At 54.8% G+C, this 23,689-nt stretch carries 20 protein-coding genes; 6 read left to right on the plus strand and 14 right to left on the minus strand.

Annotated elements, in window-relative coordinates:
- Nucleotides 1-54: 54 nt before the first annotated feature.
- A complete protein-coding gene (locus LEPIL_RS05530; protein ID WP_002770752.1) occupies nucleotides 55-915 on the plus strand; it encodes a bifunctional 5,10-methylenetetrahydrofolate dehydrogenase/5,10-methenyltetrahydrofolate cyclohydrolase in 861 nt (286 codons plus the stop codon).
- On the opposite strand, the gene LEPIL_RS05535 is transcribed toward LEPIL_RS05530, so the two are convergent.
- From LEPIL_RS05535 to LEPIL_RS05555, 5 genes are all read right to left on the minus strand, one after another.
- Nucleotides 869-1,939 (minus strand): TrmH family RNA methyltransferase, encoded by a 1,071-nt coding sequence (locus LEPIL_RS05535; RefSeq protein WP_002770753.1) that lies wholly within the window; start codon nucleotides 1,937-1,939, stop codon nucleotides 869-871. The genes LEPIL_RS05530 and LEPIL_RS05535 overlap by 47 nt on opposite strands.
- A gap of 25 nt (nucleotides 1,940-1,964) precedes the next feature.
- The gene (gene cysS / locus LEPIL_RS05540; RefSeq protein WP_002770755.1) at nucleotides 1,965-3,506 is read right to left on the minus strand and encodes a cysteine--tRNA ligase; all 1,542 of its coding nucleotides are present in this window, start codon (nucleotides 3,504-3,506) and stop codon (nucleotides 1,965-1,967) included.
- Nucleotides 3,507-3,634: 128 nt separating this feature from the next.
- Nucleotides 3,635-3,832 carry a GyrI-like domain-containing protein gene (locus LEPIL_RS05545; RefSeq protein WP_002770757.1) on the minus strand — a complete coding sequence of 66 codons (198 nt, stop codon included), beginning with the start codon at nucleotides 3,830-3,832 and terminating at the stop codon, nucleotides 3,635-3,637.
- Nucleotides 3,833-3,961: 129 nt separating this feature from the next.
- Complete coding sequence (locus LEPIL_RS05550) at nucleotides 3,962-5,842, minus strand: KUP/HAK/KT family potassium transporter (protein WP_002770761.1); 1,881 nt, start codon at nucleotides 5,840-5,842, stop codon at nucleotides 3,962-3,964.
- On the minus strand, nucleotides 5,832-6,110 hold the full coding sequence (locus LEPIL_RS05555) for a hypothetical protein (RefSeq protein ID WP_002770762.1): 279 nt from the start codon (nucleotides 6,108-6,110) through the stop codon (nucleotides 5,832-5,834). Before LEPIL_RS05555 ends, LEPIL_RS05550 begins: the two co-directional genes overlap by 11 nt.
- A 122-nt stretch (nucleotides 6,111-6,232) precedes the next feature.
- Here LEPIL_RS05555 and gatC point away from each other — a divergent pair, with 122 nt between their 5' ends.
- From gatC to LEPIL_RS05580, 5 genes are all read left to right on the plus strand, one after another.
- Nucleotides 6,233-6,523, plus strand: a complete 291-nt coding sequence (gene gatC / locus LEPIL_RS05560; RefSeq protein WP_002770763.1) for an Asp-tRNA(Asn)/Glu-tRNA(Gln) amidotransferase subunit GatC — start codon at nucleotides 6,233-6,235, stop codon at nucleotides 6,521-6,523.
- Between the two features lie 107 nt (nucleotides 6,524-6,630).
- Nucleotides 6,631-8,088: an Asp-tRNA(Asn)/Glu-tRNA(Gln) amidotransferase subunit GatA gene (gene gatA, locus LEPIL_RS05565; protein WP_002770764.1), complete on the plus strand. Its 1,458-nt coding sequence runs from the start codon at nucleotides 6,631-6,633 to the stop codon at nucleotides 8,086-8,088.
- Between the two features lie 317 nt (nucleotides 8,089-8,405).
- A complete protein-coding gene (locus LEPIL_RS21695; RefSeq protein WP_002770765.1) occupies nucleotides 8,406-9,062 on the plus strand; it encodes a TetR/AcrR family transcriptional regulator in 657 nt (218 codons plus the stop codon).
- A gap of 42 nt (nucleotides 9,063-9,104) precedes the next feature.
- Nucleotides 9,105-10,880 (plus strand): carboxypeptidase regulatory-like domain-containing protein, encoded by a 1,776-nt coding sequence (locus LEPIL_RS05575; RefSeq protein WP_002770766.1) that lies wholly within the window; start codon nucleotides 9,105-9,107, stop codon nucleotides 10,878-10,880.
- 1 nt (nucleotide 10,881) lies between these two features.
- The gene (locus LEPIL_RS05580) at nucleotides 10,882-11,679 is read left to right on the plus strand and encodes an SDR family NAD(P)-dependent oxidoreductase (RefSeq protein WP_002770767.1); all 798 of its coding nucleotides are present in this window, start codon (nucleotides 10,882-10,884) and stop codon (nucleotides 11,677-11,679) included.
- A 20-nt stretch (nucleotides 11,680-11,699) separates the two neighbouring features.
- Here the strand turns inward: LEPIL_RS05580 and abc-f are convergent, their stop codons facing one another.
- The 9 genes from abc-f to LEPIL_RS05625 form a co-directional block, all read right to left on the minus strand.
- Entirely contained in the window at nucleotides 11,700-13,511 is a 1,812-nt protein-coding gene (abc-f, locus tag LEPIL_RS05585) for a ribosomal protection-like ABC-F family protein (RefSeq protein ID WP_002770769.1), read from the minus strand.
- A 69-nt stretch (nucleotides 13,512-13,580) separates the two neighbouring features.
- A complete protein-coding gene (locus LEPIL_RS05590) occupies nucleotides 13,581-14,228 on the minus strand; it encodes a DedA family protein (RefSeq protein ID WP_002770770.1) in 648 nt (215 codons plus the stop codon).
- 141 nt (nucleotides 14,229-14,369) lie between these two features.
- Entirely contained in the window at nucleotides 14,370-14,759 is a 390-nt protein-coding gene (locus LEPIL_RS05595; RefSeq protein WP_002770772.1) for a DUF302 domain-containing protein, read from the minus strand.
- A 53-nt stretch (nucleotides 14,760-14,812) separates the two neighbouring features.
- Nucleotides 14,813-15,796: a quinone oxidoreductase family protein gene (locus LEPIL_RS05600; RefSeq protein WP_002770774.1), complete on the minus strand. Its 984-nt coding sequence runs from the start codon at nucleotides 15,794-15,796 to the stop codon at nucleotides 14,813-14,815.
- Between the two features lie 121 nt (nucleotides 15,797-15,917).
- Nucleotides 15,918-17,753, minus strand: coding sequence for a right-handed parallel beta-helix repeat-containing protein (locus LEPIL_RS05605; protein WP_002770776.1), 1,836 nt, complete (start codon nucleotides 17,751-17,753; stop codon nucleotides 15,918-15,920).
- Nucleotides 17,743-18,336 (minus strand): hypothetical protein, encoded by a 594-nt coding sequence (locus LEPIL_RS05610; RefSeq protein WP_040919646.1) that lies wholly within the window; start codon nucleotides 18,334-18,336, stop codon nucleotides 17,743-17,745. The genes LEPIL_RS05605 and LEPIL_RS05610 overlap by 11 nt, the downstream gene beginning before the upstream one ends.
- A gap of 202 nt (nucleotides 18,337-18,538) precedes the next feature.
- Nucleotides 18,539-21,220: an aconitate hydratase AcnA gene (gene acnA / locus LEPIL_RS05615; protein WP_002770780.1), complete on the minus strand. Its 2,682-nt coding sequence runs from the start codon at nucleotides 21,218-21,220 to the stop codon at nucleotides 18,539-18,541.
- A gap of 379 nt (nucleotides 21,221-21,599) precedes the next feature.
- Nucleotides 21,600-22,607, minus strand: coding sequence for an IS5-like element ISLil2 family transposase (locus LEPIL_RS05620; RefSeq protein ID WP_002769088.1), 1,008 nt, complete (start codon nucleotides 22,605-22,607; stop codon nucleotides 21,600-21,602).
- 145 nt (nucleotides 22,608-22,752) lie between these two features.
- Nucleotides 22,753-23,610, minus strand: a complete 858-nt coding sequence (locus LEPIL_RS05625; RefSeq protein ID WP_002770782.1) for a transglutaminase family protein — start codon at nucleotides 23,608-23,610, stop codon at nucleotides 22,753-22,755.
- Between the last annotated feature and the right edge of the window lie 79 nt (nucleotides 23,611-23,689).

The following is a 23,689-nucleotide window of genomic DNA, read 5'->3' on the forward strand; positions in this document are numbered from 1 at the left end:
GAGCCGTCGCCCGTACACAAACTGGCAACAGCACTCTTAGAATCGAGCCTCACTATGACCTCTCAGACGAATCCCGTACTCCTTGATGGAAAGACCCTGGCCGCAAAGATCCGCGGTGAACTGAAAGATCGTTCCATAAAACTTCAAAAGGAAAAGGGCAAGCGGCCCGTGCTTGCCACCATTCTTGTCGGCGCCGATCCGGCATCGGCCACCTACGTGAAGATGAAAGGCAAGGCCTGCGAATCGTGCGAGATGGACTCAAAGAAGGTCGAGCTGCCCGACACGACGACGACCGAACAGCTGCTTGCCGTCATCGACGAACTGAACGCCGATGATACGATCGACGGCATCCTGCTTCAACATCCTGTTCCGTCGCAGATCGACGAACGCCTCTGCTTTGATCGCATTCTGCCCGAGAAGGACGTCGACGGCGTGACCACAGTCGGCTTCGGTCGCATCAGCTTCGGATTGCCCGCCTATGCATCGTGTACGCCTGCCGGTATCATGAGGCTGCTTGCCGAGTATAACATTCCGCTTCAGGGCAAGCGAGCCGTCGTCGTCGGACGTTCGGCCATCCTCGGTCGTCCGCTGGCCGCTCTTCTGCTTGAGGCGAACGCCACCGTAACGGTCTGCCATTCAAGAACGACGAATCTGCCCGACGTCGTGCGCGAAGGCGACCTCGTTTTCGCCTGCGTCGGTAAGCCGAACTTCATCAAAGGGGATTGGCTGAAAGAAGGCGTCGTGCTTGTGGACGCCGGCTATAACGAAGGCAACGTAGGCGACGCCGATTATGAATCGTGTTATCCGAAGTCTTCGTTTATCACGCCCGTTCCGGGTGGAGTCGGTCCGATGACGATCGCCATGCTGCTCAGTCATACCGTAGCGGAGGCCGAACGGAAAGTATCCGCTCGATAAGGATGGCGCCGGCGACGGCCGCGTTAAGCGAGCTCAGCCGGCCGTGCATCGGAATGCTGATGACGTAGTCCGAGCGTTCGATCAGCGAACGCTTGAGCCCTTCGCCTTCGTGGCCTATCATGAGGATGTAACGGCCGTTCTCGGGTAACTCGTCGACCTCGTCGGTCCAGAGATAAACGGGCCCGGAACCCTTGCCCTTCGCCATGCTGATCTGCTTTGCGCGGCCTCTTCCAAATTCGGCGAGGATCGTTTCGTTCGAGCGTTTTGCGCGACGTCCGGCAAGTTCATCCTGGCCAGCTCTGCCGTCCTCATCGCTTCCGGCGCGATCTTCTTGCTCTTCATCGTCGTCATCGTCTTCATCATCATCGTTGATATCGATTTCAAGCGCATAGTCCGATCCGTATTTCTCTTCGGGCTCGGCGGCAAGCGACTCCGCTCCGGATTGATGTTCGTCGTCAGGACGTCCGGCGGCGGCCAGCACCCAGTATTGACGGTCCATGGCGTCGCGAAGAAGTCCATCGGGATTAGCCATGATAAATACGGGCAGATGCTGCGAACCGCCGGCTGAGATGCGATCCGACACCTCGTTCGGTCGCACGCCTTTTCCGGTAACGATGAGGGCCATCGCTCCGAGCGCCTCAGCGCTACGAATTAGCGAGCCGAGATTCTGCGCATCCTGAACGCGGTCGGTTAATACATAAAGGCCGGGATGATTCTCAAGCGCCTCGCGAATCGTCCGCGCCGGATCAGGCCTTCGCAGACCGCCGGCCGCCTGAACGGAGGCCAGAGCGCCTGCATCGGTGACCTCGACGACGATGCCCTGATGGTTGCCGTCGCAGATCTTATCGAGTTCGGCTCGCGGCCGCTCTTCGATGCGATCCTTCATACCTTTCATGAAAGGCAGAAGGATGGCCATGAACTTCTTCGGCAGAGAGGTAGATACATAGATACGCCGCACAGCCGACGGATCGGGCTTGCTGCGAAAGAATTCTTCGACGGGTCGTCTTCCGTAAATACGTTTCATCGTGATCGTTTCCGCATGCTCGGCGTCAGGCCGGCTCCCATGTCGTGCCCTTCGGCGTATCTTTGATAACGATGCCTTTTGCAAGCAGCTCGTCGCGAATGCGATCGGCCTCGGCGAAGTCCTTTCGCTTGCGTGCATCGTTTCGCTTCTCGATCCAGCCTTCGATCTCGTCGGCCGACAGGCTTGCCGACTTCGCCTCTTCGTGAAAGCGCAGAAGCCCGAATACGGAATCCATACCATAAAGGACGATCAGGAAATCGGTCAGCTCTTCTTTCGCCGCTTCGCGATCCAGAGCGGTGTTCGCTCTCGGCAACATCTCGAATGCTGCCGCAAGGGCCTTCGAGATATTCAGATCGTCGTCCATGGCCTCGATGAATTCGTGAATGCTCTGAGCGGCCTCTTTTGAATGCGGCGCAAGCTTTGCTCCGCCGTGCCCCGGACGATCGCCTCTGCGCTCGTTATACAGCGTCTTGATCTCTTGTTCTGAAAGACCGGTGGCCTGGATCAGGCGATCGACGGCCTTCTGCATGCGTTCGATCGAAGAACGCGCCGACTGAATCTGCGCGAAGGTGAAGTTCAGCTTCATGCGATAGTTCGTCGCAAGGAGCACATAGCGGATGCAGCGTGCAATCTCGCCCGATTTCACAAGCTCGATGAGCCACTCCGGCGCACGGCCCTCCTGGATGAGCTGGTTTGCTCCGTCTTCGGTCGTCAGGTCGCGAAGGGTATAAAAGTTACCCAGGGACTTCGACATCTTCTTGCCTTCGACGAGAAGATGTTCGTTATGAAACCAGGTGCGTACGAAATTCTCGCCCGGATGCGCTCCGCAGCTCTGAGCGATCTCGTTCTCGTGATGCGGAAAGACGAGATCGATACCGCCGGCATGAATATCGATACCGTCATGGCCGTAGATGCTGTGAATCATCGCCGAGCATTCAAGATGCCATCCGGGTCGACCTTGCCCGTACGGAGATTCCCATGCCGGCTCGTTAGCTCGCGTCGGCTTCTTCCAGAGGGCGAAGTCACGCACGTCTTCTTTCGTATATTCGTCGGCATCAAAGCGTCCGCCGGCGGCCGAGACAAGATTCTCGGCCTCGATCTTTGACAGGCGTCCGTAATCGCGAAAGCTTGAGATGCGGTAATAGACGCTGCCGTCGAGAACGTAGGTGTGTCCGTTTGTTTCAAGATCCTTCATCATCTGAAGCATCGAGTCTATATAGCGAGTCGCTCGCGGACGATGTTCGACAGGCTCGATCGACAGCGTTTTCAGATCTTCGAGAAAGGCCTCGATGTAAGGACCGACGAACTGCTCGATCGTTTGCCCTTTCGCAAGGGCGTTGTCGATGATCTTGTCGTCGATGTCGGTGATGTTGCTCGTATGGTCGACGGTGTAGCCGCGAAACTTCAGATAGCGGCGCAGCTGATCGACGGCAACGTAGGATCGAAAGTTGCCGATATGATTGAAATTGTAAACGGTCGGCCCGCAGTTGTAGATCGTCACCCGGTTCGGATCGGCGGGACGGAACTCCTCTTTTTTCTGGCTGAGAGTGTTGAAGAGTTTGAGCATGGGATTTCTTTTCCTGACAGAGAGGCCATATTCGAAACGCCGCTTCGGAGAAAAAGTAATAAAAGTAATGAGGGGCTACCAGAAACATGCGCAAATAGCCAGCGGGGGAGGTTTTCGCGGCGGCGAGTTCAAGGGGAAGCGAGCAGATCGGCCGGATATTCGGCCGCCGAATAAAGATCGGAGCTGAGCACGCCTGTGATTTGCTTTCTTCGAGACAGGAAACTCTGCCAGAGGGCAGGAGTATCATTTTTTGCAAGTGAGGTTGTCATCTTGATTCCCAGAAGCGTTCGTGACGGAAGATCGACGATGCGGGGTTGCTGTTTCATAGTAATCTGGCTCCTCGTGCTTAGAGTAAGTGTCATCGGATGACCGCCGATTCTGACGGATCCATAGAGGCTGTTCTCAGGAAAAACAAAAGCTCTGCTATGCTTTTTCAAAAAGCGACGGCGTTAATCTCACGTAAAAGGATTCATGCTCTGTAGCAGCTCTTTGCGCGTGAAAGAGATACGCTCTTTGTTGTATTCCACCTGTAGATCTGCGTGCTTGGAAAGCGCATAGATGAGCCGCTGGATGGAGTTGCCAAAGAAGAGATTGGTCAGCGATCTCGGGCCTTCGACAAGCAGCGGTATCAGGTGCACGCGATCGGGCCGTCGCGAGCGAATGTAACGGGTAATGGCCGTGATCGTATCCTGTTCTGGCGGGACGGAAATGAATTTGAACCAATCGGGCAGATGCCGCGGAACGGATTCTTCGGCGTCGGTATGGAAATGTACGACAAGCGGAATACGTCCGCTTTTTGTATACTGTTTTAGAAAGTGGATCACGCCGGGATGAAACTTCGATACAAGAACGATGTGTCGATCGTCGATCGGAAGATCAGAAAAGGCCGGATACCAGAGCCCGAGCTCAAGCGGAACAAGGCGCAGCTTCTCCTCCCACTTCTGGTAGAGGGATTCTGAAAACCTGAATACGAGATAATAAACGAGCATCAGAACGAGTATAAACCACGCACCCTCGAAGAACTTATTATACAGGATGTTCCATAGCATCGCATGCATCACGATGAAGGCGATCCACGTTAGCAGCGAGAATCTGCCGGCTCGCACCTGCCGCGTAAGAAAACTGAAGATCGTGATGTTCATGGCGAGCACGACGGCCAGGCCGTACATGCCTTCGATCTGATGCGAATCGGGAAAGAAGGTGAGAATGCCCAGGGAGAGGATGCCGAGTAACACGACCGCTCTCGGGTTATACACGCCGTTATGTCCGTCGATGTTGAAAAGCGTCGACGTTTTCTTCCAGGCCATGTCGCCGAGTCCACGTGGAAAAAAACGGCTTCTTGAGGCTCGCAGAAGCTCCAGCGGAAAATCCGACTGCGCCGTCTGCGCGGCAAGAAGCAGAATCATTGCCGTGAGAAAACCGAAGGCGAGGGCGAGCTGTTCTCCGCCTAAATGAAGGGCGATCTGCAGAGGCACGGGAATATGCGAATCGTACGCTATGCCGAGGCCTATAAAGTTGATGATCTGCAGAATGTACGTAACCGAGACGATTCCAAATAGTAAAGCCATCGAGATGCGAATGGCCTTGCCTTTATGATGCGGTATATTGATCGAGCTGTAACCGACCTCGACGCCGGTGATGATCGTCACGCCGTTCGCGATACCCATGGCAAGAACGGGAATAAGGGCATGCTCGATGTTGATGTCGCGCATCTCCCCCGTGATCGTCGGCGCCTCAAAGCCTTCGCGCAGAATCTCGAACACTCCAACGAGGTTGATGCCGAGGTTCGTCACATAGAAAAGAACGATGGGCCAGATCATGAAGCGCGAAAGGCTGCCCAGCCCCCACTTCTGAATAATAGATAGAAAGAGAACGAACCCGAAGGCGAATTGCAGGCGCTGTTCGACCGGTATAAGCGAGAGCGCCTCCACTCCGGCAATCACAGAGATGGCCTGCGTGGCGGGGAAGTCGGCCAGGAGCGAAGAGGTGCCAAGCTTGCCGATGTTCGCCATTAAACGCTTGAGGCGCGGATGATGCCGGATCTTCAGCGACGTGAGATAGGCCGAGACGTAGGCGCCTCCGCCGAAGATGTCGTGCGTATGATGACGCACCATCAGATCGTAGACGAGCAGGGCGATGAGGTAGACGATCATGATCGTGCCCGCTCCGAGCAGCGTCGCCGTTATCCCCAGCTCATACGAAATGGGGAAGAGAACGATCGTAACGGCGATGAGCGCATCGGCGCCGTAGGCAAGCGATGAGCCGGGGTCGGTCAGAATCGTCGCGAAAATGAGTCGTATGTCGGCAAGCAGCGAGGGCCGTTTTTCAGGATCCATCAGAAATCCAGTTCCGCACCAGTCGGGCGACGCCGGCCGGATGCGTAACGACCATGTTTCTTGTGCTCTCTATAAGCTCCATCCTTTCCGCACGATTCAGAACAACAGGTCGGATTTCCTGACGCGGCGTTCTTTCGGCCGGAGTCGTCTTGCGAGCCGGTTGTTTGCGCGCCGGCTGAGGCACGTCATAGAGCGAGACGGCAATGGCCATGACAAGCAGGGCCAGAAAGAGAAAAAGAAGCGATCCTATGACGGCAGCCGGGCTCACCCTTTAGATATCGGGCAGATACGCCCTATCGGCAATACCGATCGGTGAAAAAGCGCCGCTCCGGCAGGCCATCGGAATTATAAATTGACCGCACCCGCCCGAATCAGAGATCGTTCTCTATTATGAAGGACGAAGAATTCCGAGAGCTGTGCCTGCTTGCCCGCCTTGATCCCGAGGATGAAAGCCTGAAGAATCTGAGAAAGGACTTCGACCGGATCGTCGAATACGTGCATCATATCGGTAGCCTCGATACAAGCGCCGTCAGCGACGAATATGCCGCCGAAGATACGCGAAGCGTCGTGCGCACTGATACGTCGAAGCCGGCTCTGGATGCGGCGAAGATCGCCGGTATCGCCCCTGACTGGGAATCCGGTCACTTTGTCGTTCCCGGCGTCATCGAATCTGAGGGCTGAGCCCTGTGGTAACTGTCGCCATTCCCTGAAGCCATACTATGAAGCCTGTCGGCTGAATCTCAAGTCATGACAGCACGAAAAGACTAACCCGAAGAACGGTATAACTGATGAATCGCTATCAACCCAAAGGAACTCTCGGACGCAGCGCCGTCGAACATCTCGAATCTCTGAAAAAGGGAGAATACACGGCCGAGGAACTTGCAAAGCAGGCTCTCGCACATGCGAAGTCGGTCGAATCGCTGCATATCTTTCTCTCTCTCGACGAAGAGCGCATCCTCAAGCAGGCAAAAGAGAGCGATGCACGACGCAAGGCGGGAAAGGCCGGCCCTCTTGAAGGCATCCCCGTCTCGATTAAAGATAACATCTGCGAAGACGGCGAACAGGTAACGTGCGCCTCGAAATTCCTTGAGAACTACCGTTCGCCGTATTCGGCCACCGTTATACATAAGCTGAAAGAGGCAGGCGCCGTTCTTTTCGGACGCACGAATCTCGATGAATTCGCCATGGGTTCTTCGACCGAGAACTCCGCCTTTGGCGTTACCCGCAATCCGCACGATCCGGAGCGCGTTCCGGGCGGATCGTCGGGCGGCTCGGCGGCCTCTGTCGCTGCCGGCGTCGTTCCGCTGTCGCTTGGTTCTGATACGGGTGGTTCGATCCGCCAGCCTGCCGCCTTCTGCGGCATCTACGGTCTCAAACCGACTTATGGTCGCGTTTCGCGTTATGGCCTTGTGGCGTTCGCCTCGTCGCTGGACCAGATCGGTCCTTTCGCGCGGACGGCCGACGATACGGCGCTGCTTATGTCCGTTCTGAACGGGCATGACGTCGCCGATTCGACCTCGCATCCGCTGAGTAACGAGCAGCCCGTCGCAGCAGCGCCGAAGGCCTTCACTGCAGCCGAGTGGAAGAAGCTGAAGATCGGCGTTCAGATCCCCGATGCGGGCGAAGAGGGCTTTGACGCCGACGTCGTGAAGGCCTGCGCGAAACTTGCCGACGAGCTGAAGTCTCGCGGAGCGACGATCGTTCCGATTAAGAGCAAGCTCTGGGAATATTCGATTCCAATTTACTACATTCTCGCCACCGCCGAGGCATCGAGTAACCTCGCCCGCTTTGACGGCATCCGCTATGGCGTTCGCGCAAAAGAGGCGAAGAACCTCATCGATCTCTATGTGCGCTCGCGCACCGAGGGCTTTGGTCCGGAGGTGAAGCGACGCATCCTTCTTGGCACCTACGTTCTTTCGTCGGGCTATTATGACGCCTATTATCATCAGGCCGAGAAGGCCCGCAAGATGATCCGCGACGAATACCGTCAGTTCTTCTCGGGCGTCGATCTGATACTGCAGCCGACATCGCCGTCCACCGCCTTCAAGATCGGCGAGAAGGCCGATAATCCGATCGCCATGTATAAAAGCGACCTGCTGACCATCGCCGTTAACCTGGGCGGAGTTCCGTCGCTGAACATCCCCTACGGCGAAGATGCGGCCGGTCTGCCCATCGGCATGCAGGTGACGGGCAAGCACTTCGAAGAAGATCAGATCCTGCGCTTTGCAAAAAGCCTGGAGGCGTAAGAGCGAATCCACGAGCCGCAGCGGGCAGCAGCTGCGGCGAGCTGCGGAAATGGGCTGTTTGTAAGGTTACATTTTCCCTAAGCTGCCAGTGAGAGGTTGGGCGACATAATAATCTTATTGGGACAAAAATTATGTGAAGATAGTTTTATTATGTCCTTACTTCTTGCGACCGGTCATTCCGTTGGTATTCGCTGTTCTGCACTATTAACACCGGATCTGTTTCCGCTGATTCTCCGCATCCCCCTTCCATGCCATTCCAGCGAGAGCTCAGAATTCTGCTTGTTAAAATAACGGTGTTATTTTAATGCTCTTCGTGTATGGCCCGCAAGGCAAAAACCGAAGAGCAGGTCGCCGATTTTCGAGGCAGAATCCTCGAAGCGGCCCTCGGTCTGATCGAGGCGGACGGCCTGAAGGGACTGACGATGCGTCGCCTTGCCGCCCGGCTTGATGTGACGGCGACGACGATCTATAACTACTTTCGAAATCGAGACGAGCTCTATTATGCCGTGCGCGCCAGCGGATTTGAGCGCCTGCATGAACGATTGAACGCAGCTATCGCCCGAAAAAAATCCCCTGCAGATCGCCTGAAGGCTTTGATCACTGCCTACGTGCGATTCGGTTTTGAGAATGCCGAATACTTTGACCTGATGTTCGTGAATCGGAGCGTTCCAAAATACAGAGATATGGTCGGAACGGAGTTTGAATCCGTTGCCCTTGTCGATCTCGAGTCGGGCCTGAGGGTGTTCGGCCTGGTCGCATCGGTCATCGGCGAATACCGGGCTCTTCCCACCCCGCGTATTCGTTACCTGACCGAGCGTTTCTGGTGCGAAACGACAGGCCTTGTCGCTCTCATAAACTCTCAGCTTCTGCACGAGGTCGAATCGAACGTTCAGAAGTTTTGCGCGCAGATGATCGACGACATGCACAGCGGCATGCTGCACTCCCTTGATCGTTATCCAATTGATAAAAAATAATGGAAGTCATGTTTAAAATGGCTTCAAAGAAGAGGTTCACAGATGAAAAACAGAATAAAGGCCTTAGCGTTCCTCGTTTTGATCGCTTCGGTCACAGCTCTTGAGGCGCGCACCATAACGGGTAGCGTGAAAAGCGATAAAGGCACTGCCATCGCCGGAGCAACCGTAACCATCACCAATGCTGATGGTTACAGCGAATCCGTCTATACGGACGCTTCGGGTAACTTCCGTCTGCAGTCGGTGATCGAGGGCAGGGCGACGATGCGGGCGCGGGCCTACGGATTCGCCGATGCCGTTGCGAATGCCGCTCCTGCCGTGCATTTTCGCATGCAGCATCATGCAAGCGAGGCGCTGTACTCGCAGGATCTGCCGGCAAGCGCTCACGTTGTGACGCTGCAGTGGGATGACGAAAAGATGCAGAAGGATTTCGTCAGCCAGTGCCAGTTCTGTCATCAGATCGGCAATGCGACGACCCGTCGTGCTCGCGATGAAGATACCTGGGAGTCAGTCATCACACGCATGCAGGGCTACGGCTCCGTGTTAACGTGGGAGAACGAGCGCGTCTTTCGCAAGGTGCTTGCCTCTTCGTTTCGCGAAGAGCCCGTGAAGACCGTGCTGACACCCGACGTATCGCCTCAGCTCTCAAAGGCAAGCGTGCGCGAATGGTCGTTCGGCGACGGATCTTCGTACGTACACGACATCGAGCTCGGCCGTGACGGATTGATCTATGGGGTAGACATGGGCTCGGATCGTCTATGGATTCTGAATCCGAAAACGAATCAGATTGACTTCAAACAGATGCCTCCGAACGATCTTCCGCTTGGCGGACTCTTTTCCGGCGGTGTGGCTCCGCTCGGTACGTTTGCCGCCTATCACGGTCCGCACAGCATCGTCGAAGGTCCCGACGGTAAGATGTATATGACATGCTCGCTTTCGGCTGAGATCTGCATCTACGATCCGTCCACCGAGCAGTTCGAATTTCTGCCGACGGGCGGCGATACGATTTATCCGCATACGCTGCGTTTCGACAAGAAGGGCATTCTCTGGTTCACGTTCGCCCTTTCCAATCAGATCGGACGACTGGACCCGCAGACGAAAGAGATGAAGATCATCGATCTTCCGTCGAACGGCTTCTGGCGGTGGCTCTCTGACGCCATGCTTCCGACCATTCTCAAGGTTTCGAGCTGGTTCGGGAAAAGAGACCTCTATATAACGCTTTCGCATCACAAAACAAGCGGCGAGGGGCATAACGTTCTCAATCTGCCCTATGGCATCGATATCGATCCCGTCGACGGCTCGATCTGGTATTCGAAGCTCTATGCAGGCATCATCGGAAGGGTCGATGCCGATACGCTTGCGGTCGAAGAGTTTGAGTCTGCTCGTCGGGGGCCGCGCAGATTGCGCTTTGATCAAAAAGGGGTGCTCTGGATTCCTTCGTTTGAGGAGGGTTATCTGATGACCTTTAATACGAAAGAACGCAAATTCGAGAAAGAGTATCGCCTGCCGACGCTCGCACCCGACCAGTATGAGACTCCGTATGCTCTGAACGTCCATCCGAAAACCGGCGAGATCTGGATCACGGCGAATCTGTCGGATCGCTGGTTCCGCTTTGATCCACAGAGCGAGAGTTTTGTGAGTTATCCGAGCCCGACGCGGGTGGCCTTCATGCGCGACTTTATCTTTCTGCCTGACGGGCAGGCCTGTACGTCCAACTCCAACCTGCCTGCGGCCTCGATAGAAGGGGGACGTCCGAAAATCGTATGTATCGATGCCGGAGTTGACCAGGGCATACCGGCAGGTATTCAGGCGGGAAAATAATATGAAATTTGAGAATAAAGACATCTTCATCGCAGGCGGAGGCTCGGGCATCGGGCTTGCGCTTGCCGGCCGCTTCCTCGCGAAAGGATCGCGGGTAACCGTTTTCGATCGAACGCTTGATCAGACGAGACTGCAGCCTCTTCTCGATCGAGCCGGCGACCGACTGCGCACCGTGAAGCTTGACGTCACCGATGAGAAGCGCGTCGTTTCGGAGTTCAAGAAGCAGGCGGGACGATCGTCCCCCGATCTCATCGTGAACAGCGTCGGCGTGGTCAGCGCCGTCGACTTCATGAATCTGGGGCTTGAGGAGTTTGATCGCGTCGTTCGCGTGAATCTCTATGGATCGCGCAACGTAGCTCGTGCAGCGGGCACGATCTTACAGCCGGGAAGCCGTCTCGCCCTTGTCGCCTCGCTTGCCGGTATTGTCGGCAGCTACGGTTATGCGGCCTACGCCTCGTCGAAGTTCGCCGTCGTCGGGCTTGCTCAGGTGTTGCGAATGGAATGGAAGCCCCGGGGGATCGGCGTTTCGGTCATCTGTCCGCCTGAGGTCGAGACGCCGATGGTCGACTACGAGCGCAGCATTCGGCCGGCCGTCGTCGGCGCCTTGAAGGCATTTGCGGGAACGTTAACCGTTGACGAGGCCGTCACGGGAATCATGAGCGGACTGGAGCGCGAGAAGTTCTTGATTATTCCGGGGTTTCGCGCGAAGTTCACGCATCTGCTATCGTCGTATCTTGCCGATTCGCTTCAGCATAGAATCGCCGACGGCATCGTAAAGAAGGCGCTTCAGGGCCGATAAAGGATAGAAGTTCGAGGCCGCTATTTCAGGGCCTCGAGTTCCTTCCAGCGCTCGTAGAGAGCTTCGACGACGCGCTGCTGTTCTTCCATGGCGGCGCAGGCTTCGGCAAGTTTATCCGCATTTGAAGCGACCGTCGGGTCCTGTATCTTTAACTGCGCCGCCTCAAGCGCCTCTTCGGCCTTGAGGATCTTCGCTTCCATCTGATCGAGCTCCTTCTGCTCGGACTTGCTGAGTTTGCGCGGCCTGGCGGCCTTCTTTTCGAGGCTCAGACGCTCCGATTCAGATCGGGCCGCTTGCGCCTTCGACGCCTTTCGCAGCTCTTCGCGCTCGGTGATCACATCCTGCCACTGAAAGTAATCGGCAAAATACTCGGCATGTCCCTGGCCGTCGAGGTTCAGGATCTCATCGCTCAGCCGGTTTAGAAAGAAGCGATCATGCGAGATGAGCACGACGGCGCCCGGGAACTCTTCGATGCTCTCTTCAAGCACCTCAAGCGACTGGATATCAAGGTCGTTCGTCGGCTCGTCAAGAAGCAAGACGTCGGCGGCCTGTACCATAAGACGGGCGATGAGGATGCGTGCCTGCTCGCCGCCGGATAACGATCGTACCGGCATCTCAAGCTGTTCGGTGTCGAAGAGAAAGCGTTTCGCGAAGCCGGCAACATGAATGGAGCGGCCCTGATAGATAACCGTATCGCCGACGGGCGATAGCGCCTTGCGCAGAGAGTCGTCGGGATTGAGCGTCTGTCTTCTCTGGTCAAAGTGCACGATCTTCAGATTGTCGGCTCGTTTGATCGTGCCGGCATCGGGTTCGAGTTCTCCTGTAAGCAGACGCATGAGCGTGCTTTTGCCGGCTCCGTTTCGGCCCATAAGACCGATGCAGCTGCCCGGCGAGAGAACGAGATCAAGATCGGCGAAAAGCGTCCGCCCGGCGATCCCTTTCGCTATGCCGCTGCATTCGATCAGGCGTCGCGTCTGTCGGCCCGTCGCGTCGAATTCGATCTGTAGCTTGCGATTGCGTTCGTTGCGCTGTTTAACCGCCGAAAAATCCTGCTTCAGCTTCTCGGCCGCGTCGATGCGGTACTGCGCCTTTGTTGTACGGGCCTTCGGCATGCGCCGGAGCCACTCCGTTTCTTTACGAAGGCGGTTGGCGAGGGCGGCCTGTTGTTCGGCCTGGCCCGCAAGGAATTCCTGCTTGCGTTCGAGAAAGGTCGAATAGTTACCCGCGGTCGTGAAGATACCGCCGGGAAACATGCGGTTGACTTCGATGATATGGTCGGTAACGTTTTCGAGAAAGAAACGGTCATGACTGATAACGATATAGGCAAAGGGCGCTTCTTTGAGCGTCGCCTCAAGCCAGAGGATGCCCTCAAGATCGAGATGGTTCGTCGGCTCATCCATTAAAAGCAGATCGGGGCTCTGGATCATAGCGGCCGCTATGGCGACGCGCTTGCGCTGTCCGCCCGATAGCTCGCCGAATCTCTGCCCTGCATCGAGGCTGAGGTTTTCCGTTGCCTTTTCTACAAGTTCGTACCTTTCATGCTCTTCGGGATGGTTTGCGATGGCGGCGAGAAGAATCTCTTCGATGGTGGCCGACTCGTCATACGCCTCAGCCTGAGAGAGATAGACGCGACGCAGTCCTTTACGCACGGTCACGTTTCCGCTGTCCGCTTCTTCCAGTCCGGCCAGAAGCTTCAATAGAGTGGACTTTCCCGAACCATTCGGACCGATCAGACCGATGCGTTCGCCGTCGTTGATTCCGAACGATAGATCACGGAAAAGTTCTCGCGAGAACGACTTGCTGACCGATTGAAAATGAATCTGCGCTGCCATGAGCTGTGCAGCATTTTGAGCTATGCGCAGCGGGAAAGTGAAATTCAAGATACCCGAGGGCGGGCCCTGTTATGAAGCAGACGAATCTGCCGTAGCGGCTCGTCTTGCTCGCCAGCGCCGAAACAGGGCTCGCATGATTACAAAGGCGACTACACCGAGCACGACAAAAATGATCGAATGCTCAACCTGCTTGATGCGAGAGATGATCAGGTCGACCTCTGATCCGAAATAGTATACGGAATAGACGATAGCCGGCACGCTGATCAGAGCTGCAGAACCGTCATAGCCCAGAAAGACGCGAAAGGGCAGGTGTAGCATACCGGCCGAAAAGAAAACAAGCGAACGAGCGCCCGGCATAAAACGGGCGGCAAAGATCACCTTATTGCCATGCTTGTGAAAGTAGCGCTGGACCTGCTCCATGCGTTCGGCATGTAACAGTTTTGCAAAAATTGATCGGGCAATGAGGGCGCGACCGTATTTACGGCCTGCCACATACATGATCGTATCGCCGATAAGCACACCGGCCAGAGAGACGACGATCATCAGATAAACGTTCGCTTTCCCGTAATAGGAAAGCAGTCCGCCGATAAAGAGCGTGATGTCTTCGGGGATGGGAACTCCGATTCCGCAGGCAAAAAGCACCGAGAAAACAAGGGCGTAGGCATGAAAACCCGAGATACCCTGAAGCGCCGAGGCAAGCTCATGAATATCGAACATGAATTGCTTTCTGGATGAAAGGACTGCTTCCCCTGTCTATCGGATTTTCAAAGATGTCGAAGAAAAGATAAGCCGGGCAGGAGCGCCCCCTGTTGAAGCTGCTGCGGCTCGAAACGCTAACGTCATTCATGCGTGAGCTTTTTAACCGCGCAGTTCTACCGCAACACGTTGCAGCGCCTCAAGGGCCTCTTTCATCGCTGCCTTGATGTCTGCCTTATCGGTTTGAGCGGCGACGACATCGGGATGCTGGATGGCGATGCGACTCTTTCCCGTTGAAGTCTCGAAAACGGCGCAGCTGCAGGGAAGCAGAGCTCCCATATCGGGATCGGCGTCGATGACCCGCTTCGCATAACCCGGACCGCAGATGCCAAGCAGAAAGTAGGGAGGAATGGAATGGTTCAATTTTTCTTTCATTGTGGCCTGAAAGTCAATCTCTGAAACGATGCCCATCTTTTCTTTCTGTAAAGACTGTCGCAGCTGTGCGATGGCCTGTTCTACGGACATATTCATATCTACGGTAATGGCGAACATAGAAGGATTGCGCCATCCTCCGCAGACCTGTCAACCAAAACCCGCTTCGCGGGTCAGGGGATCAGCACGATCGAGCCCATGCTTTTACGGCTTTCGAGAATTCTATGGGCCTCGGCGGCCTCGTGTAGCGGCAGCTTTGCATGGATATGAGCGGGAATGCGATTCTCTTTAAACGCCTGAAATACGGCCTGGCTTGCTTCTTTACGTTCCCGGGCGTCGGCCATCATTGTAAAAAGAGACGGACGCTGGATGCCGAGCGATCCCATGCGGCCGAGCTCGCCTATATCGACGGGTGGAACGACACCGCCGGCATTGCCGAACGAAATCAAAAGACCGAACGGCGCAAGCGACGCAAGAGATGCGCGGAACGTCGAGGCTCCCGTGCCGTCATAGACGATCGGTACGCCTCGCGGAGCGATCGCGCGCACCTTAGCGGGAAGTCCTGCCATATCGCCTTCGTTAGCCGCCACGATGACGCCGTGCGCTCCCATCTCTTTCACAAGTCGGGCCTTCTCTTCGTTTGAAACGACGCCGATTACGGAAATGCCAAGCGATGTCAGCCATTTCGTGAGCACAAGGCCGACTCCACCGGCGGCTGCCTGCACAAGAACGGGCTCGTCAGAGGTCGGCCTTTTCATTTTCGTCATGAGCATGTGGGCCGTGAGGCCTTTAAACAGAAAGGAAACGATATCTGCCGCTTCCATACCGTCGGGAACCGGAACCAGAAGATCGGCCTTCACGTTACGAGCCGTCGCATAAGAGCCGGGGCCGGCGCTGCCATAGGCGACGCGATCGCCCACCGCATAACCCTGAACCGCCGATCCGACGGCCTCGATGCGGCCCGTAGCCTCCATGCCCAGGCCCGAAGGCAGCGGAACCGGATACACGCCGGAGCGATGATAGATATCGACATAGTTCACGCCGATGGCCTCGTGTCGCAGGCGCACCTCGTCCGGAGCCGGTTCCGGTAGATCAAGCGGTACAAGCTGCATGACGTCAGGGCTACCGGTCTGGCTTATCTCGATGCGTTGGTTCATATCAAACTAAAGTAGCGATGAGAGCGCCGGCCGTCGAGCTTCCTTTTCAGCGCTGCTCACTCGCCTGGGAATGGAATATTTTTCAGGAGCCGGCCTTTAGCCCTGACCTTGAATGTGAGCCCTATTGCCATATTCCCGGCTGTTTTTCTACGAGTGGTTGCCCTCTGTTTTTTTCGAATTCAACATAGCCTTTCTTCAGGGTAACAGGCGCGTAGAAAATCACCGGGTTATTTTCAATGAGATTCTCGCGAATAACGATTCCCCGTATAATCGGTGACTCTGTAGCGATGCGGATGGCAGCCTGGGAGTTATTATGAAGATGCGATTTTTCAACGATGATGTATTCGCTAAACCATATTTCAACTGCAAACTGGCCGCTGCCGTTCAGCTCCGAATCTTCGATGCGAATATTTCTCGAGTGCTTAATGTTCACTACGCCGTTCATACAGCCCGGTATATCGACGTGACGCGCTGAGATGCCTTGAAGAAGGATGTTTTGAGAACCCTGTATGTCGATGACCGGAGCGGTCTTTCTATTGAGTATGATCTGTGGTCTATTATTGCCTCGCAGTATTAGATTTCTCTTGCGCTCGATTTTCAGAGGATGATCTATAAAATAGATCCCCGATTCCAGCACGATCATAGCGCCCGGCCCGGCGTTTTCGATGGCTTCGACTAAGGCTCTGGAGTCTCCAGAAGGTATCGTGATCGGTTGTCTTTTCTCAGGAACTTCCCGTTTCTGTTTTTCTTCATCATACCAGTTCATCAAGGCCGTCAGACCAGGATCGATCTTTGTCGTGGACAGAGTGCGATGCAGGTTGGCTTCCAATCTGAGGCGACCCAGTTCTTCAGCCGTAAAGGTAATAGTCTGTGTTCGATCTGCAAGGTGAATCGTCGATACGGGTGTTCCTGAACGGTGCTTTGTCGTAACATAGGCGTTTATTTCGGGAAGGATATAGTGCGCCACCCAGCAGGGCCTGCCGTTATCATTGAGGCAGCCAAGGCTCATATATTCAAGAAGCTTCTTCGTGCCATAGAAATAAACAGCTCGGTCAGGAAGCAGATGAACCTGGATCTGTTCAAAAGGGATATCGGGATACAGGTGCTTGAGAACACCGTCAACATCGACGGTTGATAGAAGCGGGATGTCAGGGCCAAACTTTTTAAAGGCAGCCGATATAAGAATAACCCTGGAATACTGTTTTGCCGGAATGTAATACTCAAAACTGGCAATCTTAGCCGGTTCGGAGTCATGCCTGATAACATAGAGGCTCCCTTCAATCGTATCCTTGAATACTGTATACCGATCGATATACTGAGGCTCGCGTGTGTATAAATCGTAACTGTATTGTGTTCCTGATATCTGACCTCCAGGCTCAGAACTGTTACGGAAAATGGTGCTGCCGGTCAGGACGATTCGGTTACCGCTTTCTTCGTTATCATAGTCGATCCAGAAGTCGTCGATGCGCCAGAGCTCTTCCTCTTCATATCTGTCGCCGGTGTATTGATACGAGAAAACGGAGATCTTAATCAGGCCAGGGCTGATATAGATCGTGAACGCAGGGCGCCCCTCTGGCCGGTCAAGAATCAGGTATTCTTTGCTATACTCAGGCTCGTAATTTGCGTGCCAGATGCTCTGCCAACCCGATAGCAATTCAGGCAGATTCGAGGCAGGGCGGCGATTTCTGAAATCGTATTTCAGGTAAAGATAAGGGAATGATTCGATTTCAGAATTGTCGAGTTCATAGATTCGCTTTTCTTGAACGGCCTTGTGCAGCTCGTTCAGGACCTCGGCATGTACCCATCGGACTTCGGCCTCAAGCCCATGGCTCAGGAGCTGACCGCGCAGGGTGCGCGAGTAAAGGTATGGTTTCTCTTCATTCTCCAGGTCCAGGCTGAAAAAAGACGCACAGCTAACGCAGAGCAGGGGCAGAAGAGCAAGAGTATTACGGAGCATTCTTACGCATGCAGTAGACGAGAGCGACGTTCTTCGGCCGTGTTTCAGAGGCAATGCGAGGGGAGCCGTGAGTTCCATCGGACACGGCGCCACCGGTTGTTGAATGAATGGTCTGTATAGACGAACCGAAGGCAGGGCCTGCAACTCCTGCACCATCAAGGATGATCCAGAAATATCCTGTTTGGGGTGCATGCGCATGCCCCTGAAAGGCATCGGGTTGATATCCACCCAATCCTCGTACTCCGTCCGGATCGCGTCCCGCAGCACCCGTGCCCGCATCATCTCGACCCCGTACGAATCGCCCTCGCAGATCAGGCGTACCATCATTACCGTCGGCCGGAGCCCACCCTTTCGGACATTCCGCTAAATTAAAGGAGATGACCGCACCTTCCGGAGCAGCAATCTCGAAGTTCTCATTTAGCTTAGCTGAGCTGATGACTTCCCCTGACGAAAAAAGATTCATGCTGGCTGCAGCCGCGATCAGAGCCGTCGTTGTGAGTCCGATACCGAAGCCGATGCCCAAGCCCATTCCCTTGAGCAGTGAGGTCTTGAGGATAGAGCCAGAGGCCGATGTGCGTTCCATACGGAATTCATTCATCAATGCTGGATCGCCCTGTCATGCAAGTTTTGCACGCCCGATAGCAACTCTCTCTGTCTAATTCTTCTTCGGATCGTAACTTTCGCGTATTTCGCGCTTTTTGCGGTCAGAAATCTTCGGTCTGCTCTGAGCGCGAAAAAGGGCCCGCATGTGCGAGCCCTTTTGAACATCGGATGTCTGAACCAGGTTACTTCGACTTGAGGAAGTTACGAAGAACGGTCTGTAGAATGCCTCCGTTCTTGTAATAGTCGATCTCAACCTGGTTATCGAGACGGCACATGGCCTGGAAGGTTTTCACTCCGTCCTTGCCTTCAGCCTTCACGGTCAGAACGGCGCGGGGCTTGATGTCGTCGCTCAGGCCTTCGATCGAGAAGACCTCTTCGCCGGTCAGGCCGAGGCTTTCATGCGTCTGTCCGTCGACGAATACAAGCGGAAGCACGCCCATACCGACGAGGTTCGAACGGTGGATGCGCTCGAAGCTTTTCGCAATGACGGCCTTCACGCCGAGCAGGAACGTTCCTTTCGCGGCCCAGTCACGAGAAGAACCCGTGCCGTATTCGGCGCCGGCCAGGACGATCAGCGGTACGTTATCGGCCTTATACTTCAGAGAAGCGTCATAGATGAACATCTCTTCGTTCGACGGCAGATGACGTGTATAACCGCCCTCTTTCTCGACAAGCTGGTTACGCAGACGCACGTTGGCGAACGTGCCGCGTGTCATCACACGGTCGTTACCGCGACGGGCGCCGTACTGGTTGAAGTCTTTCTTCGTAACGCCGTTATCCATCAGATACTTACCGGCAGGCGAGTTCTCGGCGATCGAACCGGCAGGCGAGATGTGGTCGGTGGTGATCGAATCGCCCACTTTAACGAGCACTCGGGCCTTCTCGATATTCTTCAGCGAAGGAATGTCGAGCGACATATCCATGAAGAACGGAGGCTCCTGCACGTAGGTCGACTTATCGTTGAAGCTGTAGATATTGCCTGCCGGAGCGGCGATGGCGTTCCACATATCGTTCATCTCACGCACGTTGCCGTAGCGTTCGGTGAACATCTCGGGCAGAACGCTTGTTCCGACGGCGTCTTCGATCTCTTTATTCGTCGGCCAGATGTCTTTCAGATAAACGTCGTTGCCGCCTTTATCTTTGCCGATCGGCTCGGATGTAAAGTCGATGTTCACCGTACCGGCGATCGCATAGGCGACGACAAGCGGAGGGCTTGCAAGGAAGTTCGCCTTCACATGCGGCGAGATGCGTCCTTCGAAGTTACGGTTTCCGGAAAGCACGGCCGATACGACAAGCGTGCCGTCGTTAATCGCCTTCACAACCGGATCGGGCAGCGGGCCGGAGTTACCGATGCAGGTCGTGCATCCATAACCGACGGTCTGGAAACCGAGCTGATCGAGGTAGGGCGACAGTCCGGCCTTTTCGAGATAGTCGGTAACGACGCGAGATCCCGGAGCAAGCGATGTTTTTACGAACGGCTTCGTCGTAAGGCCCTTTTCTACGGCCTTCTTAGCGACGAGTCCGGCGCCGATCAGGACGGCAGGGTTAGACGTATTCGTGCATGACGTGATGGCGGCGATGACGACGTCGCCGTGACGCAGGTCGGATTTGTATCCGTTTTCGATTTTAGCGACGGTCTCGGTTTTGCCGGCAAGGTCGTATCCGCCTTCTTTGACGGTTTTCGTCATCAGGCCCTGCCAGGTCTTCTTGAGCTCCTTCATGGGGATGCGATCCTGAGGTCGCTTCGGTCCGGCAAGGGAAGGCTCAACTGTGGACAGATCCAGCTCCAGCACGTCGGTATACTCCGGATCGGGAGAGCTGTCGGTGCGGAACATGCCCTGTTCTTTAAAATAGCGCTCTACAAGGTCGATCTGCGCATCGGAGCGGCCGGTCTTTTTCAGGTAGTTCAGCGTCTCAGTATCAACAGGGAAGTAGCCTGTTGTCGCGCCGTATTCCGGAGCCATGTTTGCAATCGTAGCCCGGTCGGTAAGGCTGAGGTTAGACAGGCCCGGTCCAAAGAACTCGACGAACTTCTCGACCACTCCGCGCTTGCGCAGCATCTGCGTAACGGTCAGAACGAGGTCGGTGGCCGTCGCCCCTTCAGGCATACGTCCTTTCAGCTTGAAGCCGATGACCTCGGGAACAAGCATGTAAAGCGGCTGACCGAGCATCACGGCCTCGGCCTCGATGCCGCCGACGCCCCATCCGACTACGCCGATACCGTTGATCATCGTCGTGTGGGAGTCCGTACCGACGAGAGAGTCGGGGAAGGCCTCGCCGTTTCGCGTCAGCACGACGCCGGCCAGGTATTCCATGTTCACCTGATGCACGATACCGGCTCCAGGGGGAACGACTCCGAAGTTATCGAATGCCTGCTGGCCCCATTTCAGGAATTCATATCGTTCCTGATTGCGCTCGAATTCGAGCTCCATGTTTTTCTTAAGAGCGTCGCCCGTTCCGAAATAGTCGACCTGCACGGAGTGGTCGATGACGAGGTCGACGCGAACCAGCGGATTGATGCGCGACGGATCGCCTTTCATGCGGACCATGGCGTTGCGCAGAGCAGCCAGGTCGACGACGCAGGGAACGCCGGTGAAGTCCTGGAGTACGACACGTCCGGGCTTGAACGGGAACTCGCCTTCGGGAACCTTTTTCGGATTATAGGAGGCCAGAGAAAGCACGTCCTTATCTTCAAGCACGTAGTTGTCTACGTTGCGAAGGGCGGTTTCAAGCAGGATGCGGATGGAATAGGGAACGCGACTGAGGGAAAGGCCAGTCTCCTTTTCAAGTGTGTCGAATCTATAGATCTTGAACTCGCCCGCTTTCGAGCTCAGTTTTGCAGCTGTTTTGTCTCGGAGTGTCATGCGCAACCTCAATTGGATTTGCCGGGAAGAGCTCCCTGAAATCATAAAAAAAGTTAAATATCGGGATGTCAAGCAGGAAGCGAGAAGAGCGGGCCGTTCTTCTCAAACCTGTGGCATCGGAAGGCAGAAAAAGCAATTCAGGCGGGCAGCGGGCGGCCGGGCGAGTGGGATGGCTGCCTGGAAGGTCCGAGTGTCGGCGAGGAGGCAACCCGGTGGGAGGCTGTGTACGAGGAGGGAACGTGAGAGTCGGGCTTGCGTGAGAGAGGGCAACCTTGTCCCCCCGGGCGACATAATAAAATTATTGGAACATTGGCTTTGTTGTATTGAAACGGTCAGTAGAGTGCGAACTTCCATGCTCAGTCGTTTTAACATTGAGTCTTCAGGTTTTTATCGGAACAGAAACGGGCTTGCCGAGCTGATTGAGCTTGTTCAACAACCGGCTTCTCAAGAGAACTTCGGCTTGCTGGTTTGGGAAATTACGAGCGGCCATCCTTTCTCCGAATACTGTTTTGTAACGAAAGAAAGTCATTTCTACGAGTGATCGCTTATGATAGTCGCTTTCCTTCTTCCATGCTGCTCGGGTCTTCTCTCTCACAGCCCTGATAGTATCATCCCTCTGCCAGGATATCTTGAACCTTTCCGCATTTGAATACTTTTCATCGAGCGTCACTGCATGTTCGCGGGGTGGAACGATCACATTGATTCCGTTGATGCGGGCGGTATTGTAAACAGCATGAGTATCATAGGCTCCGTCGCCCCTGAACGACTTTATTTTCACGCCTGACGAAATCAAATCTCGCATCGCCTTTACCGCTTCTTTGCTGTCGCCGCTATCCTCATTATTGCTTGTTAACTCGGCATAAACTATCTCGCCGGAATTAACGTCGATTCCGATATGCAGTTTTCGCCACGTACGACGTTTTGAGGGACCATGCTTTCTGGTCATCCATTCACCGTCGCCATAGACTTTCAGCCCCGTCGAATCCATAACCAGATCCACGCCTTTTTTCATAGCCTTTGAGGCATTGATCGGCTTCATCTTGATCCCCGCCTGTCTTCTGCAAACCTGTGAATAATCGGGCACTTGCAGATCCAGCTTTAGCATCGTGAATAGCGACCTTACAAAACCGGTGGTCTGGCGAAGAGGGAATTTGAACAGGCCCCGGAGAGTCAGCATGAACTCAATTGCCTGGTCCGAATAAACAGGCTGATGGCCGCGTCCTCTATGACGGTATTCCGCTGCCCAGGTCGTGCTGATATCATCTGAGATCCATACGGTCAGGCTTCCCCGGTTCACGAGGGCCTGGTTATATTCCCGCCAGTTCTTTACACGATAACGTGTTTTCTCTTTTGCTTCGGTCTGTGTTTCAGCTTTTTTCCGGGCCATGCGTTCAGTTTATACGACTCATTGCAGGGTACAAGCATTTTCAGTACAACAAAGCCGGGACATTACATTATGTGAAAATAATGAGATTATGTCGCGGTCGAGGTTCATCCGTTCCATCGTCTATTCCAATTGCCTTCTGCTCCGATCAATCATTGATCAGATTCACCTGCACGTCTACAAGCATGATCGGTCGACCTGAATAAGATCCGGTGAAGCTTCCTGATACAGGAGGAACGGTTTCAGGATCTCGCGCTACGGCTGCAGCAATATGATCGCGACTCGTTACAAGGCCCGTTGTCGGATCAAAGCCCTGCCATCCCGTTCCTGGAATGTAGATCTCCACCCAGGCATGGGTGGCTCCGTTGCCGGCCTCCGTTGCAGGGGAATGCAGGTAGCCGCTTACGAAGCGACTGGCAAAACCCAGATACCGGCAGGTTTCCATCAGCAGAGTAGCGTAATCGCGACAGGAACCGCTTCGATGAAAAAGGGTCTGAGCAGGGGATTGAACGCCGGGCTCTTCGCGCATGCCATATTTGAACTGATTGTGAATGGCCTGATTCAGGGTTACCAGAAGATGGGTCGTTTCCATCCCCTGAAGGTTGAACTGCAATAGCCACTCCTGAATAGCATGCTGATCGCTCATCGATAGCGGACGTCGAAAGGCTGACAGATCGATCTGCTCGCTGAAAGAGTACTGGAACGGAAAACGCAGAGCATGGGATTCCACCATGAACGATATAGGCATCTGGTCGTAATGCTGAATAATGACATCGCTCGTTATGCGCAGAGTATCGGATGCTGCGGTAAACGTGACGACGGCAAGAGAGTTATTCAGAACATCTCTATGCCACTGTATATTGTATGCCGGACTGATATCGAGACAGGAACTCTCAATACGAACATCATACCCTTCGCGAGGACGAAGCAGAAGTCTGTGAGCGTTAAAGCTGACAGGATTGGAAAACCGATATTCCGTGCGATGTTGAATGCGCAGCCTGTGCATCAATCCTGCTCCTGAGAAAGCTTCTCTACGCGGACGGCCATCTGACGGGGAAATAATGGCGGACCGAACTGATTGCAAT

The sequence above is a fragment of the Leptonema illini DSM 21528 genome (genome assembly GCF_000243335.1).
Classification (GTDB): Bacteria; Spirochaetota; Leptospiria; order Leptospirales; family Leptonemataceae; genus Leptonema; species Leptonema illini.